Raw genomic sequence first — 15703 nt, 5'->3', positions numbered from 1 at the left:
ATCCTCAGCTTTGCCGATGCGCAGGTACGGGTCCTTGAACAGGCCCATGTCGTACTTGGCGGCGAGGACTTCACGCACAGCGTTGTCGATATCTTTCTGTTCGATCTCGCCGGACTTCAGCAGCCCCGGCAGCTCTTTGCCATACAAGGTGTCGTTCATACTCATGTCGATGCCGGCCTTGATCGCCAGTTTCGCCGCTTCACGACCGTCGCGGGCAACACCGTGCTTGATCAGCTCAAAGATTGCACCGTGGTCGCTGACCGCCAGGCCTTTGAAGCCCCAGTCGCGGCGCAGCAGATCGTTCATCAGCCAGGTGTTGGCCGTGGCCGGAATGCCGTTGATCGAGTTCAACGCGACCATCACACCACCGGCGCCGGCATCAATCGCGGCGCGGTACGGCGGCAGGTAATCCTGGTACATCTTCACCGGGCTCATGTCGACGGTGTTGTAGTCGCGACCGCCCTCGACCGCGCCGTACAGGGCGAAGTGCTTGACGCTGGCCATGATGCTGTCGGCGGCGCTCGGGGTGGCGCCCTGATAGGCGCGCACCATGACGCCAGCGATGCGCGAGGTCAGGTAGGTGTCTTCCCCGAAACCTTCAGAGCTGCGGCCCCAGCGTGGGTCGCGGGAGATGTCGACCATCGGCGCGAAGGTGATGTCGAGGCTGTCGGCGGCGGCTTCTTTGGCGGCCACGCGACCGGATTGGCCGATGGCATCCATGTCCCAGCTCGAGGCGAGGGCCAGCGGAATCGGGAAAATCGTACGGTGACCGTGGATCACGTCGTACGCAAAAAACATCGGAATCTTCAGGCGGCTGCGCATGGCAGCGTCCTGCATCGGACGGTTTTCCGGACGGGTGATCGAGTTGAACGTGCCGCCGATGTTGCCGGCCGCGATCTCTTTGCGGATCAGCTCGCGAGGCATTTCCGGGCCGATGCTGATCAGGCGCAACTGGCCGATCTTTTCATCGAGGGTCATCTGGTTCATCAGATTGCTGATGAACGCGTCCTTGTTTTCCAGGGGTACCGGGGTCGTGGCGGCCAATACTTGATGACTGGCCAGGCTGACGAACAGACCCAGCAAACACAGCTTCTTCATGAATATTTTTCTCAAGGGCCCAAGCGGCAATGCAACGCCGGCCAGCCAAAATTTAGGGAGCGACTATTGTTGTTCGGGTACAGGCTCAAAGAAACAGAGCCAAAACGGCAGCCGACACTTGGCAGCATGATCACGCAGGGCACTTTTTAGCCCATTGCCCCGTCGTAATCCAGCGACGCGGCCGATTATGCCCCAAGAGCCCGCTGAGAATGTTTCGCGCTCGGTTTTTATAATGATATGTGCCAAGGAGCATCACTGCGATGAATGCAAGTCCAACCTCTCGCTCACGTTTGCAGGTCGCCACGCTGCTGGTGCTGGCCACGCTGTTGACCGCGTGCGGCATCAACAATATCCCGACCCTCGACGAACAGGCCAAAGCCGCGTGGGGCCAGGTGCAGAACCAGTACCAGCGCCGTGCCGACCTGATCCCCAATCTGGTGGAAACAGTAAAGGGTTACGCCAAGCATGAAGAGGAAACCCTGACCGCAGTGATTGAGGCGCGGGCGAAAGCCACGTCGATTCAGGTCGACGCCAGCACCCTCGACAATCCCGAGAAGCTCAAGCAATTCCAGCAGGCGCAGGATCAACTGACCGGCGCCTTGAGCCGCTTGATGGTGGTGTCCGAGCGTTATCCGGATCTGAAAGCCAACCAGAATTTCCTTGCCCTGCAATCGCAGCTCGAAGGCACGGAAAACCGCATTGCCGTGGCGCGCCGCGATTTCATCCTGGCGGTGCAGAAATACAACACCGAGATTCGCACCTTCCCCGGTCGTCTCTGGCACAGCGTGATGTACAGCGACCTGCCGATCCGCGAAACCTTCGAAGCCACCACGCCAGATGCCGATAAGGCACCCCAGGTCAAATTCTGAAAACACACCTGTGTAGGAGCTGCCGAAGGCTGCGATCTTTTGATCTTGTTTTTTTACAAACCAACATCAAAAGATCGCAGCCTTCGGCAGCTCCTACAGGGGATCGGTGGGGGGTATTCATGCGTGCGTTGAAAATGGGCCTGGTGCTGATGCTGTCGCTGTTCGCCCTCAGCGCCCGGGCCGAGTTGACGTTCCCGGCGCTGAGCGGGCGGGTAGTGGATGAAGCGCAGATGCTCGAGCCGTCGGTGCGCGCGCAACTGAGCCAGCAATTGCAGGCCCACGAGCAGGCGACTGGTGAGCAGTTGGTCGTGGTCACGTTGCCGGATCTGCAAGGCACGACCATTGAGGATTTTGGCGTTCAGCTCGGGCGGCACTGGGGCATCGGGCAAAAGGACAAGAACAACGGCGCACTGCTGATCGTCGCTCGTGACGAGCACAAACTGCGCATCGAAGTCGGTTATGGCCTGGAAGACCGGCTGACCGATGCGCAGACGTCAGTGATCATTCATCAAGTCATCACGCCCGCGTTCAAAACCGGCAATTTCAGCAAAGGCATCAGCGATGGCGTCGCGGCGATGCTGGTGGTACTGGGCGGTAATCCGCTGGATGAGCCGTCGACGGTGTATGAATCCAGCGGTGATCCGTCCGATGATTTCATCTCGCGGCATCCGGCATTGTTCGTGTTTTTGGTGATGTTGTTCATCCTGACGGTGTTTGTCTGCCAGATGCTCGGTATCCTGCCTGCCGGCCGGGGCGGCTCCGGAGGAGGGGGCGGCTTTGGTGGTGGCGGCGGATTTGGCGGCGGCAGTGGAGGCGGCGGCTTCAGCGGCGGCGGGGGCAGTTTCGGCGGCGGTGGTTCGTCCGGCGGCTGGTGAGATCAGAAGAATAATGAGCAGGCACTTTTCCACATGGCATTACTGACTGAACACGAACAACGCAAAGTCGCCGAGGCGATTGCTCGGGTCGAGCGCGACACCGACGCCGAACTGGTGACGGTGCTGGCTGCCCGCGCCGATGACTATGCGTATATCCCGCTGTTGTGGGCGAGTCTCTTGGCACTGGTGGTGCCGGGCGTCGTGCACTACCTGACTGGCTGGTTGACCCTGCGCAGTCTGCTGCTGGTGCAGTGGGGTGCGTTTATCGTGCTGTGCCTGCTGTTTCGTCTGCCGAAAATCACTACTCATCTGATTCCGCGCCGCGTGCGGCATTGGCGCGCCTCGAACCTGGCGCGGCGGCAGTTTCTTGAGCAGAACCTGCACCACACGGTGGGCAGCACGGGGATGCTGATTTTTGTCTGCGAGGCGGAGCGGTATGTGGAGATTCTGGTGGATGAGGGGATTTCCAAACGGCTCGATAACAAGAGTTGGGATGCGATTGTGGCGGCGTTTACCGAGCAGGTGAGGCAGGGGCGTACGCTGGAGGGGTTTGTCACTTGCATCGAAGCGTGTGGGGAGTTGCTGAAAGTGCATGTGCCGGTGACGCAGGTGAGGAATGAGTTGCCGAATCGGTTGATTGTGCTGGGGTAAGATCTGGATTATTCGTCGACGCTGAGATCCAGCCCCTCACCCCAGCCCTCTCCCAATGGGAGAGGGGGAAAGGGAGCAGATCGGGGGCCCTTCAAACCTGAGTTCGGCTCGGTATTTCAGGTCGGCGTCACTCGTGAAAACACCTCGGTCAGTCCCCTCTACCTCTGGGAGAGGGCTAGGGTGAGGGCGCTTCTAACAACCGTTGGGTAAATAAGAACGTGTCCCCAACCCCCATCCCCCCTAAAATACCCGCCATTCCCGATTTCGCCCGTCCGAGGCCGCTTTTCCATGTCCGTTACTTCCCCTGCCACCAAGCCTGCGCCCGATCACCACGCCCAGTTCATCGAGCTGCTGCAAACCAGCCTCGAACAGAACGGTTTCATCAAACTGGTGCTGGCCAAGTACGTCGGTGACGAAGCGGATCTGCAGCGGGTCATCATCAAACCGGTGACGGTCAAGGCGCAGCCGAATCTGTCGTTCGTCTATCGCTACAAAACCCGCGACATCACCAAAAACCTGCCATTGGTTGAAGGCGTGGCGGCGATTGCCGAGCTGTTGCCGGTCTCGTTCAAAAATGCGCATTTACTCGCGGTAACTGACGAAGCTCAGCTCGAATACAGCAAAAAGGGCAAGAGTTCGCTGTTCAAAAGCAAACCTCAGCAATTGCGCGAAGCGCCGTCCGCCGAGCACAACCGCGAGAAAAACCGCTTCCTTGAGCTGAGCCGGCCGTTCCTCAAGGACCTCGGCGTGACCAATGCGCAGCACGAGCTGATCCCGGCGATGTCGCGCAAATGGAAGCAGATCAACAAGTTCATCGAAGTGTTCAGTCATGCCCTGACCTCGTCGCCGCTGGCGCTGGACAAACCGGTGCGCGTGGCGGATTTCGGTTCGGGCAAGGGTTACCTGACCTTTGCGATTCACGATTACCTGCGCAACACCTTGAAGGCCGAGGGCGAAGTCACCGGCGTCGAGCTGCGCGAAGAGATGGTCAACCTGTGCAACGCCGCCGCCGCGAAACTCGATCATCCGGGCTTGGTGTTCAAGTGCGGTGACGTGCGCAGCGTGGCGCCGAGCGAGCTGGATGTGATGATCGCCCTGCATGCCTGCGACATCGCCACTGACTACGCGATCCACACCGGCATCCGCTCGGGCGCGTCGATCATCATGTGTTCGCCGTGCTGCCATAAACAGATCCGCCTGCAGATCCAGAGCCCGGCGTTGCTCAAACCGATGTTGCAATACGGTTTGCACCTGGGCCAGCAGGCGGAAATGGTCACCGACAGCCTGCGTGCGTTGTTCCTCGAGGCCTGTGGTTACGAGACCAAGGTGTTCGAGTTCATCTCGCTGGATCACACCAACAAGAACAAGATGATTCTGGCGGTGAAACGCGCCGAGCCGGTCGACCCGGCGCAGTTGTTGGTGAAGATTCAGGAGTTGAAGGACTTCTACAACATCAGCGAACACTGCCTGGAAACCCTGCTGCGCGCTGACGGTTTCCTGGCCTGACAAGATCTGAAATACAACCACAAGGTTATGTGTTCAAGCTGTAGCAGGTTGCGCCGGGCGCACAGCGGTTTTGCGGCCGAGCATGACGGTGGCAATCACGCCGCAGGCAAACACCCAGGTAATCGGCTCGACATGTTCGCCAAAGAACAGCGCCGAAAACGCGATGGTGAAGAAGATCTGCAACAACTGGATCTGACTGACCCGGGCGATGCCACCCATGGCCAGCCCGGCGTACCAGGCAAAGAAGCCGAGAAACTGCGAAAACAGCGCCACATAACCAAACGCCCACCAAGTCTTCGCTGACACCGCGCCCTGATGTTGCAGCGCCAGATACAACACCGGACCGATCAACAGCGGCGTCGAAAGCACCAACGCCCAGCAGATCACCTGCCAGCCGCCCATTTCCTTGGCCAACCGGCCGCCCTCGGCATAACCCAGACCACCGACCGCAATCGCGCCGAGCATCAACAGATCCCCCGCCTGAATACTGCCGGCCCCGGTGTACAACGCATAACCGAGCACCAATGCACTGCCCAACGCCGCACAGGCCCAGAAGGCTTTTGACGGGCGCTCGTGGGACAACCACGCGGCATACAACGCTACGCACAACGGTTGCAGCCCGTTGACCAACGCACCGTGGGACGCCGGCAACGTCTGCATGGCCCACGCCGACAACACCGGGAATCCGAGAATCACCCCGGCGATCACCAGGCTCAGGCCTTTGACTTGCTGCCACGTTGGCCATTTCTCGCGGCGCCATAACAGAAGCATCGCCGCTGGAATTGCAGCGAATAACGCGCGGCCCAAACCGTTGAGCAGCGGGTGCAGTTCCTGCACCACGATGCGGGTGAAGGGCAGGGTGAGGCTGAAAATCACCACGCCGAGCAGGCCGAGGGCCATGCCGGTGTTTTCGCGCGAGGACATGAGGGGAGACCTGAACCGTAGGGCATTGGAAGGTGTCCTCATCTAGCCATAATCCGCGAATTTCGGGGTGTTACAGCTAGGCACGGACTTAGGCGTACAGTTTGAGGGCCCCTTCGCGAGCAAGCTCGCTCCCACAGGAGAATGCATTCCAAATGTGGGAGCGAGCTTGCTCGCGAAGAACGATGACGTGGTCTCTCAGGTAGTAGCCGGTTGTTACCCGACCTCGCGGATAAGGTCTACCTTCAATACTCCCAAGCATTCCCCCAGAGGAGTCCTCCCCATGGCCGCAAAAAAAATCCTGATGCTGGTCGGCGATTACGTCGAAGACTACGAAGTGATGGTGCCGTTCCAGGCCCTGCAAATGGTCGGTCACAGCGTCCACGCCGTGTGCCCGGACAAGGCTGCAGGCAACACCGTGCGCACGGCGATCCATGACTTTGAAGGCGATCAGACCTACAGCGAAAAGCCCGGTCACCTGTTCGCCCTCAACTTCGACTTCGCCAAGGTCAGCGAGGCCGATTACGATGCGCTGCTGATCCCCGGCGGGCGTGCGCCGGAATACCTGCGCCTCAACGAAAAAGTCCTCGACCTGGTGCGCGCCTTCGACAAGGCCGGCAAACCGATTGCCGCCGTCTGCCACGGCGCGCAATTGCTCGCGGCGGCGGGCGTTTTGGAAGGTCGCGAATGCAGCGCCTATCCGGCTTGCGCGCCGGAAGTGCGACTGGCGGGCGGTACGTACATCGACATCCCCGTGACGGACGGCCACGTTCAAGGCAATCTGGCCACTGCTCCGGCATGGCCGGCGCACCCGAACTGGCTGGCCGGTTTCCTTGGCTTGCTCGGCACCAAAATCACCCTGTAACGAGGAATCGCCGATGTGCGAGCTCTACGTTAAAGCTGACCCGATTCTCTACGAATCGCGCTCGCGTTCGCTACGCATCTGTGGCGTGGTGACCACGTTGCGCCTGGAGAATCAGTTCTGGGACATCCTCAGCGAAATCGCCGAAGTCGATGGCATGACCACCAATCAATTGATCGCCAAACTGTATGAAGAGGTGATGGACTATCGCGGGGAAGTGGTGAATTTTGCCTCGTTCCTGCGGGTGAGTTGTACGCGGTATCTGAGTCAGCGGCGGGTGAGTACGCCGGAGTTGTCGGTGGTGCGGGCGGTGCTGAAATAGCAGCACCGAGTTGCCTCATTCGCGAGCAGGCTCGCTCCCACAGTAGTTCTTCAGTGAACACTCAGTATCCAGTGTGGGAGCGAGCTTGCTCGCGAAGAGGCCGGTACAGGCGACAGATAATCAGGACTGGTCTTTACTCTGAAGCGCGAAATCTCTCAATCGCCAAGGAGAAACGAGCATGTCCGGATGGTACGAACTCAGTAAAAGCAGCAACGGCCAGTTCAGGTTCGTGCTGAAAGCGGCGAATGCCGAAACGATTCTGACCAGCGAGTTGTACACCACGCGCGCGGCAGCAGAAGGCGGCATTGCCTCGGTGCAGGCCAACAGCCCGCTGGATGAGCGCTATGAGAAGAAGTCGACGAAGGACGGCCATCCGTACTTCAATCTGAAAGCCGCCAATCATCAGATCATCGGCAGCAGCGAATCCTATTCCTCGCAGGCGACGTGCGATAAAGGCATTGCCAGCGTCAAGACGAACGGTCCGAGCAAAGTGATCAAGGACAAGACCTTGCCGGTGCTCTAAATTCACCACATTCCTTTGTAGGAGTGAGCCTGCTCGCGATAGCGGTGGGTCAGTCGATACATGCTCAGCTGATCCACCGCTATCGCGAGCAGGCTCACTCCTACATTGTTTTTTGTGGTGTCAGTGAGATCAGCGCAGGGTTTTCAGGATCGTTTGCAACTGGGTCTGGCCCGCTTCACTCAGCGGGAAGACCGGCAAACGTGGATCGCCCGATTCAAGCCCGGTCCGCCGCAACCCGGCCTTGATCGTCGCCGGCAAGCCACCCTTGAGGATGAAATCCAGCAGCGGCAACTGGCGGTAAAACAAATCCCGCGCGCGATCCAGATCACCGGCCATGGCGGCCTCGTACAAGTCCAGATTCAATTGCGGGATCAGGTTCGGCGCCGCCGTACACCAGCCTTTCGCCCCGGCGGCAAACGCTTCCAGCGCCAGCGGATTGCAGCCGTTGTAGAACGGCACCTGACCGTCGCCGAGCAATTGCAGCTTGTGCATGCGCTGAATATCGCCGGTGCTCTCCTTGACCATGGTCACGTTTTCCACGCCGTTGACGATGCGCAGAATCAAATCAACCGACAGGTCGGTGCCGCTGGTGGCCGGGTTGTTGTAGAGCATGATCGGCACGCCGATGCTCTCGCCGATGGCACGGTAGTGGGCGAGGATTTCCGCTTCGCTGAGTTTCCAGTACGAGGCCGGCAACACCATCACCACATCGGCGCCGTGGGCTTCAGCAAAACGCGCGCGACGCACGGCTTTGGCGGTGGTCAGGTCGGATACGCTGACGATGGTCGGTACGCGTTTGGCCACGTGTTTGATGCTGAATTCGGCAACCTGATCCCACTCCGCATCGCTCAGGTAAGCGCCTTCGCCGGTGCTGCCCAATGGCGCGATGGCGTGGACGCCGCTGTCGATCAGGCGATCGATCGATTGGCCGAGCGCGGGCAGATCCAGACCTTCGCCGTTGGCGCCGAACGGGGTGATGGTGTAGCCGATGATGCCGTGAATAGTGGACATGGGAATCTCTCCGTAACAGGTTTCAGTTCAGGCAATCGGCGTGTTGACGCAGGTTCTGCCGGGCGTAGTAGTTGAAGGCGGCGGCGTGACGTTTCGGCTTGGCGATCCAGTCGTGCGCCTCGCGGCCCAGCTCAGGAATGATCGGCTTGATCGTGCCGGCCGCCATCGCCAGCAGTTGCAACCTGGCCGCGCGCTCGATCAATTGGGCGATGACACACGCTTCTTCAATCGTTGTGCCGGTCGACAGCTGACCATGGTGCGAAAGCAGAATCGCGCGTTTGTCGCCCAGCGCACCGGCAATCAGCTCACCCTCTTCGTTACCGACCGGCACGCCCGGCCAGCCTTCGAGAAATGCGCAGTCGTCGTACAGCGGGCACAGATCCATGTGGGAAATCTGCAGTGGCACTTCCAGCATCGATAGAGCCGCCACGTGGGTCGGGTGAGTGTGGATGATGCAGTTCACATCCGGACGGGCGCGGTACACCCAGCTATGGAAACGGTTGGCCGGGTTGGCCATGCCGTGACCTTCGAGGACTTCCAGGTCTTCGTTGACCAGCAGCAGATTGCTCGCAGTGATTTCGTCGAAACCCAGGCCCAATTGCTGAGTGTAATAGGTGCCGGGCTGCGGGCCTCGAGCGGTGATTTGGCCGGCCAGACCGGAGTCGTGACCGTTCTCGAACAGAATCCGGCAGGTCAAAGCCAGCTTTTGCCGGTCCGTCCACGTATTATCCGCGAGGCTTTTTTGCATCTGGATCAGCGCTTGCTTGACCAGTTGGTCTTTGGGTAGTGCTAATGTCTTGGCCATGTCTGTGTCCTTTGGGTGATTGCAAATGACACGAAAGAGGCTATATGACACAAAGTGTCATTGGCAAGCACAAATCGTCGCTTCCTTGCTGGAATAACCGCCGCGCATGTCTATCCGTTTGAAATTGTTGAGAAAAAAACTTGGCGTAACCCTTGAGGCACTGGCCGAAAAATCCGGCATGACCAAGAGTTATCTGTCCAAAATCGAGCGCGGGCTGAACACCCCGTCGATTGCTGCTGCGTTGAAACTGGCGAAAGCGCTGAACGTCAAAGTCGAGGAACTGTTTTCCGAAGACAACGTCAGCCTCGACAGCTACAGCCTGGTGCGCAGCCACGAACGGCAGTCACTGGCGGCGAATGATCAGAGCCCCGGTTATGCCGTGCTGGCGCATCAGGTCAGCGAGCGCAACCTGTTGCCGTTCATCATCTACCCGCCCAGCGAGTTCACTGACAAGACCTTCAAGGAACACCTGGGTGAGGAATTTCTGTTCGTCCACGAAGGGCAAGTCGAAGTGGATTTCATGAACGAAAAGGTGTTGCTGGAACGCGGTGATGCGCTGCACTTCAATGCACAGAAACCGCACCGGATCAGGTCGGTGGGGGATGTGCAGGCGCAGTTGCTGGTGGTGGTGCACAGCAGCGAAGAATGAGGTGTCTGCTAAAAGCTTCGCGAGCAAGCTCGCTCCCACAGTAGACCGCGTTCCAATGTGGGAGCGAGCTTGCTCGCGAAGGCGTCGGCGGGGCCTACATTAAACCTCGACCGGCACCGACAACTTCGGGTTGCCAAGCGCATGGCTCTTGGCATCAAAAAACCGCAACTCCACACCCGTCCCCTCAAACACCTGCGCGTAATGCCGCTTCTGATGCTGAACAAACGCCGCACTGCGCGGGTAAATCGAGATCGCCACCGTCGCAGGTTTCGCCAGGCGAAGCGCGCGAACGATGTGCTCATCCTGCTCACCCAACGCATGGCCAAAGATGCACAAACTGTCGCCATGCGCCAACAACTGCTGATAACAGAACGACAGATAATCCGAACTGCGGATGGTCTTGAGTTTGTCCGCGCTCGGCCCTTCAGTGACGAACAGCGGCACGTCATCCAGCGTCTTGATCGTATTGTTGATCGCGAAGCTGCCGAGCAGCGTGCCCTCGGTTGACGTCAGTTTGCGTGCGGTGCCGTCCTGATTGCGCACCAGGTGCAGACCGCCATGCAGGTACAGTAAACGCGATGTGTCGGTGCTGCTTTCGCTCAGGTCGAAACTCGCGTTCGGGCCATTGAACAAGTCGTCGATAGCGTCGCTTTGATGTTGCAGCGCCCAGTAGTTGAGCAAGTCGTAATTGGTGGTAAACACCGTGCGATAACGCGCCAGCTCTTCATTCAAAACCGTCAGCGTCGAAGGCTTCACCAGCCGCCACGGAATGTGCACCGCGTGCACGGTGTTGATCAGCGCTTCCTTGATCGCGTAGTAGCGATTGCGCGGCGCCGCCGAGCTGACGGCCAGGGCCTTGTTGACACGGCTGGTGGTTTTCAAGGCACCGAGCACTTGCTCGAAACTGCGCGTCTGCATCGCGTCAAACACCGCCAGTTCCGACGCGCTCAGCGGTTTTTCTTCGACGGTACGGGCATTTTCGAACAGCGAGTCATAGCCGAAATCGTCCCACACCGCGCGGCTGGCGCCATTGCCCACCAGCAAACCGTTGAACTCGGTCGCGGCGCGCAGGGTGTTCCAGTCTTCAAGGCTGGCGTCGACATCCAGAAAATCGGTCATTGCGTAGGCGGTCTCAAAACAAAGGGGCGGATGGGCGGCGACTTTATCACGAGCGGGCATTGAGCCAGATCAACATCGGTCGTGACCGATCGGTCGATCCTGTGTCTATCCGCCGAATCGGAGCAGTCGATTCGGCTCCCTTGTCAGGAGACGCGCGCATGACCAGCACCTTTTTCATTCCGGCGGTAAACATCATGGGCAACGGCTGCCTCGACGAAGCCATGGTCGCGATCCGCAACTATGGTTTTCGCAAGGCGCTGATCGTCACCGATGCGGGACTGGCCAAGGCGGGCGTGGCGACGATGGTCGCCGAGAAACTGGCGATGCAGGACATCGATTCGGTGATCTTCGACGGCGCCAAACCGAACCCGAGCATCGCCAATGTCGAGTCGGGTCTGGGGCTTCTCAAGGAAAGTCGCTGCGATTTCGTCGTGTCGCTGGGCGGCGGCTCGCCGCACGACTGCGCCAAGGGTATTGCGTTGTGTGCGACCAACGGCGGTGAGATTCGCGATTACGAAGGCGTCGATCAATCGAGCAAGCCGCAACTGCCGCTGATCGCGATCAACACCACCGCCGGTACCGCCAGCGAGATGACCCGGTTCTGCATCATCACCGACGAATCGCGTCACGTGAAAATGGCCATCGTCGACCGTAACGTCACGCCGCTGCTGTCGGTCAACGATCCGGAATTGATGGTTGCCATGCCCAAAGGCCTGACCGCCGCCACTGGCATGGACGCGCTGACTCACGCCATCGAAGCCTATGTTTCGACCGCTGCCAACCCGATCACCGATGCCTGCGCGTTGAAGGCGATGACCTTGATCAGCAACAACCTGCGCCTGGCCGTGCGCGACGGCAGCGACCTCGCCGCACGGGAAAACATGGCATACGCGCAGTTCCTCGCCGGCATGGCCTTCAACAACGCGTCCCTCGGTTACGTGCATGCGATGGCGCATCAATTGGGCGGTTTCTACGACCTGCCCCATGGCGTGTGCAATGCCGTGCTGCTGCCCCATGTGCAGACGTTCAATGCGCTGGTGTGTGCCGATCGACTGACCGATGTGGCCCACGCCATGGGCGCGGATATTCGCGGTTTCAGCGCGGAAGAGGGCGCCCAGGCGGCGATCACTGCGATCCGCTGCCTGGCCAAAGATGTCGAGATTCCCGGTGGCCTGCGCGAACTCGGTGCCAGGCTCAGCGACATTCCGCTGCTTGCCGCCAATGCCTTGAAGGACGCCTGCGGCTTCACCAATCCACGGGCGGCGGATCAGCGCCAGATCGAGGAGATTTTTCGCAACGCGTTTTGAGGGGCAAAGTTGGGTGAATGTCTTGAACGTCAGGTTTTGCTGTTTGTGGTCACCGTAAACGACCGAACACGACACCAGTCTGAGACCTTCCCGGCAATGTTGTGAATGGCGGATATCCGGTACTGTCCGGCCGGTAAATGTTGCGTAACCTGAGTCTCCCATAGCCGGTTGCTCTCGACTTTGGCTCTGACAATCTCCAGGCCGGTGTCCAGGTTGAAAATGTTAACGAAGCCATTGGCTTGTGTGACATCACCCGAAAAGACCAGAGATGCACCCACCTGGGCACCCTCTTTCGGTTCGAAGATCACCGGTGCGTCGATATCGGGCCGCAATCGCACGGTATATCTGCGCACCTCACTCCAGTCTGACGCGACGCCTTCCAACGTCTGCTGGGCCTGAATCCCATGCTCTCCCTGGGACTGGGCAGTGTAGATACTAAACGCCCATCGTCCATTTGCGCTGACCTCCCCTGCACCGAGCGAATACGTGTGTTCACTGTTCCAGACCTGCACCCGCGCACCCGGTATGCCGCTGCCGAGCAACAGTGTTGCAGGCCCCGTGGTGCTGCCGTCCTCGGGGAATGTGATGGTCGGGGGCGGGACAGATTGAGTATTTTGCTCGTCGGGAGTGCTCATTGTTCTTCTCGCTTCGGGCTGACTTGAATCGAGAGGTTGGCATGACGCGCTACGTTTTGAACCTGTAAGAACTACCAGTTTTTTAGCTTTTTTTGATTGGGCGATAATTTCATTTTGTTCTAAAAAACTGTCATTTCTGTCAGTTGTATCGCTTCGGTGCTTCGGATCGAATGCTCTGAACAACGGGATCTACTTCGATCTTTTGAGGAGCACACGATATGCCGAAAGCCACAGCACCCAACGTATCGAAAGCCCGCAAAAAGAAAAAAGCACAATCAGCGGGAGAACTGGATGAGCGCTTTGGCTTGCGAACGCTGAAGTTCCCCGCAGCGAGCAAGACCATTGGCCATGGGGTGGCGATAACCCCGACAGGGCAGATCATGGTCAGCGCAACCGTTGAAGAATCGGGCGGTTCGTATTACGGCCTGGTGCGCCTGGATGCCGATGGAAAGCCTGATCCGGGTTTTGGTCATGACGGCTATCTTCGCGGCCAATTTGGCAATGGTCTGTTCTCGCAAGCCGGACAGTTGATCGTCGATGCGACCGGACAAATCTTGATGTGCGGTGTGATTGGCGTCAAAAAAGAGGAGGTTATCGAATACCAACAGGTCATCGCCCGATTCTTGCCCGACGGCTCGCTGGATACCCGGTTCGGTGAGGATAAGAACGGCTGGAAGGCAGTGAACACGCGCATTCCTCTTCTGACAGGTGCCACGGGTGGGCGTCTGATTCTGGCGAAATCCACTCCACAGATGGCGGCGCCGGACAAACTGCTGTTCGTGACGTCGCAAAAGGGCAGTGGATTGCTGACGCGGTTCGAACTCGATGGTGTGGACGATCCATTGTTCGCGGTCAACGGCTGGATTGCCCTGACGCTGACAGGGGTGGCGATTTCGTTGTCGGGGATCATTCAACTCGGTAATGGACTGATTCTGGTACATGGAAAAACAGAAATCACCAACCAGGGATTGGTCATGGCGTTCGACCACAGCGGAAAAGTTGCAGAAGCTTTTGGCGACAAGGGGATAGTGCTGTTGAACCTTCAAAAGGAGGGCAAGCCGCTCGAAAGCTCGGTGCAGCACATCATTGTGCAAACGGCAGAGCGCTTGCTTTTGCTCGGTTCGGCAGTCGAAGCCTTTGAAGGCAAGAAACTAGCTCATGCGTTCATTAGCGGTTTCACTGGCACTGGCAAGGAAGACGAAACATTCAATGGCAAAGAACCGGTTATTACCTTAACGATAGATGAAAAGGATCTCAGACGTTGGACAGCAGGCTTCGCACTGGATGACATCGCCGGCAAACGCATCGTCACGGTCGGACAGCGCTCGGACGGTGAACGGGGATTGCTGACAGGAGGTTTTCTGGTCGATGGCGCTGTGGATCAATCGTTTAAGGTCGATGGCGCGAAGGATATTTCCTGGCACGCCATCGATGCGTGCCTGCAGCTTTCTTCGATCCTGGTGCTGGGAAGGCGCAACAACAGCGCACAGCTGGTCCGCTTGCTGACCGCACCTGCCGCAAAACGGCGTAACACCACGGGCCGTTGATCAGTTGGAGATAAATCCGGGCTATCCTGCCGATTCGGAACAACCCCAGTCAGCGAGCCCTCCATGCTGCAAAAAAGCCTGATCCGCCGCCTCGACCTGATCACCCTGCAACTGTTTGTCGCCGTCCACGAAGAGGGCACGCTGACCCGCGCGGCGTCGCGCGAAGCCATCGCGGTGTCGGCGGCCAGCAAGCGCCTGATGGAGCTGGAAGAGGCGCTCGGGATCAGCCTGTTCGTGCGCCAGGCCAAGGGCATGACGCTGACGCCCGCCGGTGAAACGCTGCTGCACCATGCGCGGCAAATGTTGTTCAACGTCGAAAAAATGGGCCTGGAACTCGGCGAACACAGCCACGGTGTGCGCGGCTACGTGCGCATGCTGGCGAACCTGTCGGCGATCATTCAGTTTCTTCCCGAAGATTTGCGCGACTTCTCCGCGCGGCATCCGCAGGTCAAGACCGACCTTGAAGAGCGGCCCAGTGCCGGGGTGATTCAAGGTGTGCTCGATGGCGTGGCGGATCTCGGCATCTGCTCCAACGACAGCGACACCAAAGGTCTGCGCAGCGTGTTGTACCGCGAGGACAAACTGGTCGTGGTCATGCTGCCAGAACATCCCTTGGCCACGCGTGAATCAGTGGCGTTCGCTGAAACGCTCGACAGCGACTACGTCGGATTGCATGCCGCCAGTTCGATCAACATGCGTACTCACGCGGCGGCGCGACAGGCCGGCAAAGTCCTGCGCATTCGCATTCATGTGCCTGGGTTCGATGCGGTGTGCCGGATGGTCCAGGCCAACATGGGCATTGGCATTTTGCCGCAGCGCGCTTATGAATTGTTTGGCCAGGCGTTGGGTTTGCACGCGGTGCCGTTGACGGATGAGTGGTCGGATCGCGCGTTGATTGTGGTGGTGCGGGATGAGGCGGGATTGTCGCCGGTGAGTCGGTTGTTGTTTGAGCATTTGCGGGGGCAGGGTGCATAGATCTTCAGTGAATGTCCCTGCCTCTTCG

Annotated in this window: 17 protein-coding genes; 11 read left to right on the top strand and 6 right to left on the bottom strand. The window is 58.9% G+C overall.

Translation table 11 applies throughout. The features are described from left to right. Positions 1 to 1098, bottom strand: a 1098-nt coding sequence (locus ACWR1S_RS04785; protein WP_454562614.1) for a glycoside hydrolase family 3 N-terminal domain-containing protein, incomplete at its 3' end; no start/stop codon positions are given. A 260-nt stretch (positions 1099 to 1358) separates the two neighbouring features. Between ACWR1S_RS04785 and ACWR1S_RS04780 the strand changes: the two genes are divergently transcribed. The 4 genes from ACWR1S_RS04780 (at position 1359) to ACWR1S_RS04765 (ending at position 4999) form a co-directional block, all read left to right on the top strand. After that, positions 1359 to 1967 carry a LemA family protein gene (locus ACWR1S_RS04780; protein ID WP_454562613.1) on the top strand — a complete coding sequence of 203 codons (609 nt, stop codon included), beginning with the start codon at positions 1359 to 1361 and terminating at the stop codon, positions 1965 to 1967. A gap of 119 nt (positions 1968 to 2086) precedes the next feature. Next, positions 2087 to 2842 carry a TPM domain-containing protein gene (locus ACWR1S_RS04775; protein ID WP_454562612.1) on the top strand — a complete coding sequence of 252 codons (756 nt, stop codon included), beginning with the start codon at positions 2087 to 2089 and terminating at the stop codon, positions 2840 to 2842. Between the two features lie 33 nt (positions 2843 to 2875). After that, the gene (locus ACWR1S_RS04770) at positions 2876 to 3493 is read left to right on the top strand and encodes a TPM domain-containing protein (protein WP_038358258.1); all 618 of its coding nucleotides are present in this window, start codon (positions 2876 to 2878) and stop codon (positions 3491 to 3493) included. A 288-nt stretch (positions 3494 to 3781) separates the two neighbouring features. Then, positions 3782 to 4999: a class I SAM-dependent methyltransferase gene (locus ACWR1S_RS04765; RefSeq protein WP_454562611.1), complete on the top strand. Its 1218-nt coding sequence runs from the start codon at positions 3782 to 3784 to the stop codon at positions 4997 to 4999. A 33-nt stretch (positions 5000 to 5032) separates the two neighbouring features. Here the strand turns inward: ACWR1S_RS04765 and ACWR1S_RS04760 are convergent, their stop codons facing one another. Beyond that, on the bottom strand, positions 5033 to 5923 hold the full coding sequence (locus tag ACWR1S_RS04760) for a DMT family transporter (protein ID WP_454562610.1): 891 nt from the start codon (positions 5921 to 5923) through the stop codon (positions 5033 to 5035). A 280-nt stretch (positions 5924 to 6203) separates the two neighbouring features. Here ACWR1S_RS04760 and ACWR1S_RS04755 point away from each other — a divergent pair, with 280 nt between their 5' ends. From ACWR1S_RS04755 to ACWR1S_RS04745, 3 genes are all read left to right on the top strand, one after another. Beyond that, positions 6204 to 6785 (top strand): DJ-1/PfpI family protein, encoded by a 582-nt coding sequence (locus ACWR1S_RS04755; RefSeq protein ID WP_454562609.1) that lies wholly within the window; start codon positions 6204 to 6206, stop codon positions 6783 to 6785. A 13-nt stretch (positions 6786 to 6798) separates the two neighbouring features. Next, entirely contained in the window at positions 6799 to 7104 is a 306-nt protein-coding gene (locus tag ACWR1S_RS04750; RefSeq protein ID WP_454562608.1) for a ribbon-helix-helix domain-containing protein, read from the top strand. A 178-nt stretch (positions 7105 to 7282) separates the two neighbouring features. After that, a complete protein-coding gene (locus ACWR1S_RS04745; protein ID WP_454562607.1) occupies positions 7283 to 7627 on the top strand; it encodes a YegP family protein in 345 nt (114 codons plus the stop codon). A 129-nt stretch (positions 7628 to 7756) separates the two neighbouring features. Here ACWR1S_RS04745 and ACWR1S_RS04740 read toward each other — a convergent pair whose 3' ends face one another. Together ACWR1S_RS04740 and ACWR1S_RS04735 are read right to left on the bottom strand one after the other, a co-directional pair. Further along, a complete protein-coding gene (locus ACWR1S_RS04740) occupies positions 7757 to 8638 on the bottom strand; it encodes a dihydrodipicolinate synthase family protein (protein WP_454562606.1) in 882 nt (293 codons plus the stop codon). 22 nt (positions 8639 to 8660) lie between these two features. Then, positions 8661 to 9443, bottom strand: a complete 783-nt coding sequence (locus ACWR1S_RS04735; protein ID WP_454562605.1) for an aldolase — start codon at positions 9441 to 9443, stop codon at positions 8661 to 8663. Positions 9444 to 9549: 106 nt separating this feature from the next. Between ACWR1S_RS04735 and ACWR1S_RS04730 the strand changes: the two genes are divergently transcribed. Then, complete coding sequence (locus ACWR1S_RS04730) at positions 9550 to 10092, top strand: helix-turn-helix domain-containing protein (protein ID WP_454562604.1); 543 nt, start codon at positions 9550 to 9552, stop codon at positions 10090 to 10092. A 99-nt stretch (positions 10093 to 10191) separates the two neighbouring features. On the opposite strand, the gene ACWR1S_RS04725 is transcribed toward ACWR1S_RS04730, so the two are convergent. Beyond that, positions 10192 to 11211, bottom strand: a complete 1020-nt coding sequence (locus tag ACWR1S_RS04725) for a DUF4917 family protein (RefSeq protein ID WP_454562603.1) — start codon at positions 11209 to 11211, stop codon at positions 10192 to 10194. A gap of 158 nt (positions 11212 to 11369) precedes the next feature. Here ACWR1S_RS04725 and yiaY point away from each other — a divergent pair, with 158 nt between their 5' ends. After that, positions 11370 to 12518 (top strand): L-threonine dehydrogenase, encoded by a 1149-nt coding sequence (gene yiaY, locus ACWR1S_RS04720; protein ID WP_454562602.1) that lies wholly within the window; start codon positions 11370 to 11372, stop codon positions 12516 to 12518. A gap of 29 nt (positions 12519 to 12547) precedes the next feature. On the opposite strand, the gene ACWR1S_RS04715 is transcribed toward yiaY, so the two are convergent. Then, positions 12548 to 13153: a hypothetical protein gene (locus ACWR1S_RS04715; protein WP_454562601.1), complete on the bottom strand. Its 606-nt coding sequence runs from the start codon at positions 13151 to 13153 to the stop codon at positions 12548 to 12550. A gap of 218 nt (positions 13154 to 13371) precedes the next feature. On the opposite strand from ACWR1S_RS04715, the gene ACWR1S_RS04710 reads away from it, so the two are divergent. Together ACWR1S_RS04710 and ACWR1S_RS04705 are read left to right on the top strand one after the other, a co-directional pair. Then, the gene (locus ACWR1S_RS04710) at positions 13372 to 14700 is read left to right on the top strand and encodes a delta-60 repeat domain-containing protein (RefSeq protein ID WP_454562600.1); all 1329 of its coding nucleotides are present in this window, start codon (positions 13372 to 13374) and stop codon (positions 14698 to 14700) included. A gap of 63 nt (positions 14701 to 14763) precedes the next feature. Next, on the top strand, positions 14764 to 15675 hold the full coding sequence (locus tag ACWR1S_RS04705) for a LysR family transcriptional regulator (protein ID WP_454562599.1): 912 nt from the start codon (positions 14764 to 14766) through the stop codon (positions 15673 to 15675). Positions 15676 to 15703: the final 28 nt, after the last annotated feature.

It is taken from the genome of Pseudomonas sp. AIG (assembly GCF_977020205.1).
This window is presented reverse-complemented; position numbering and strand designations above follow the sequence as displayed.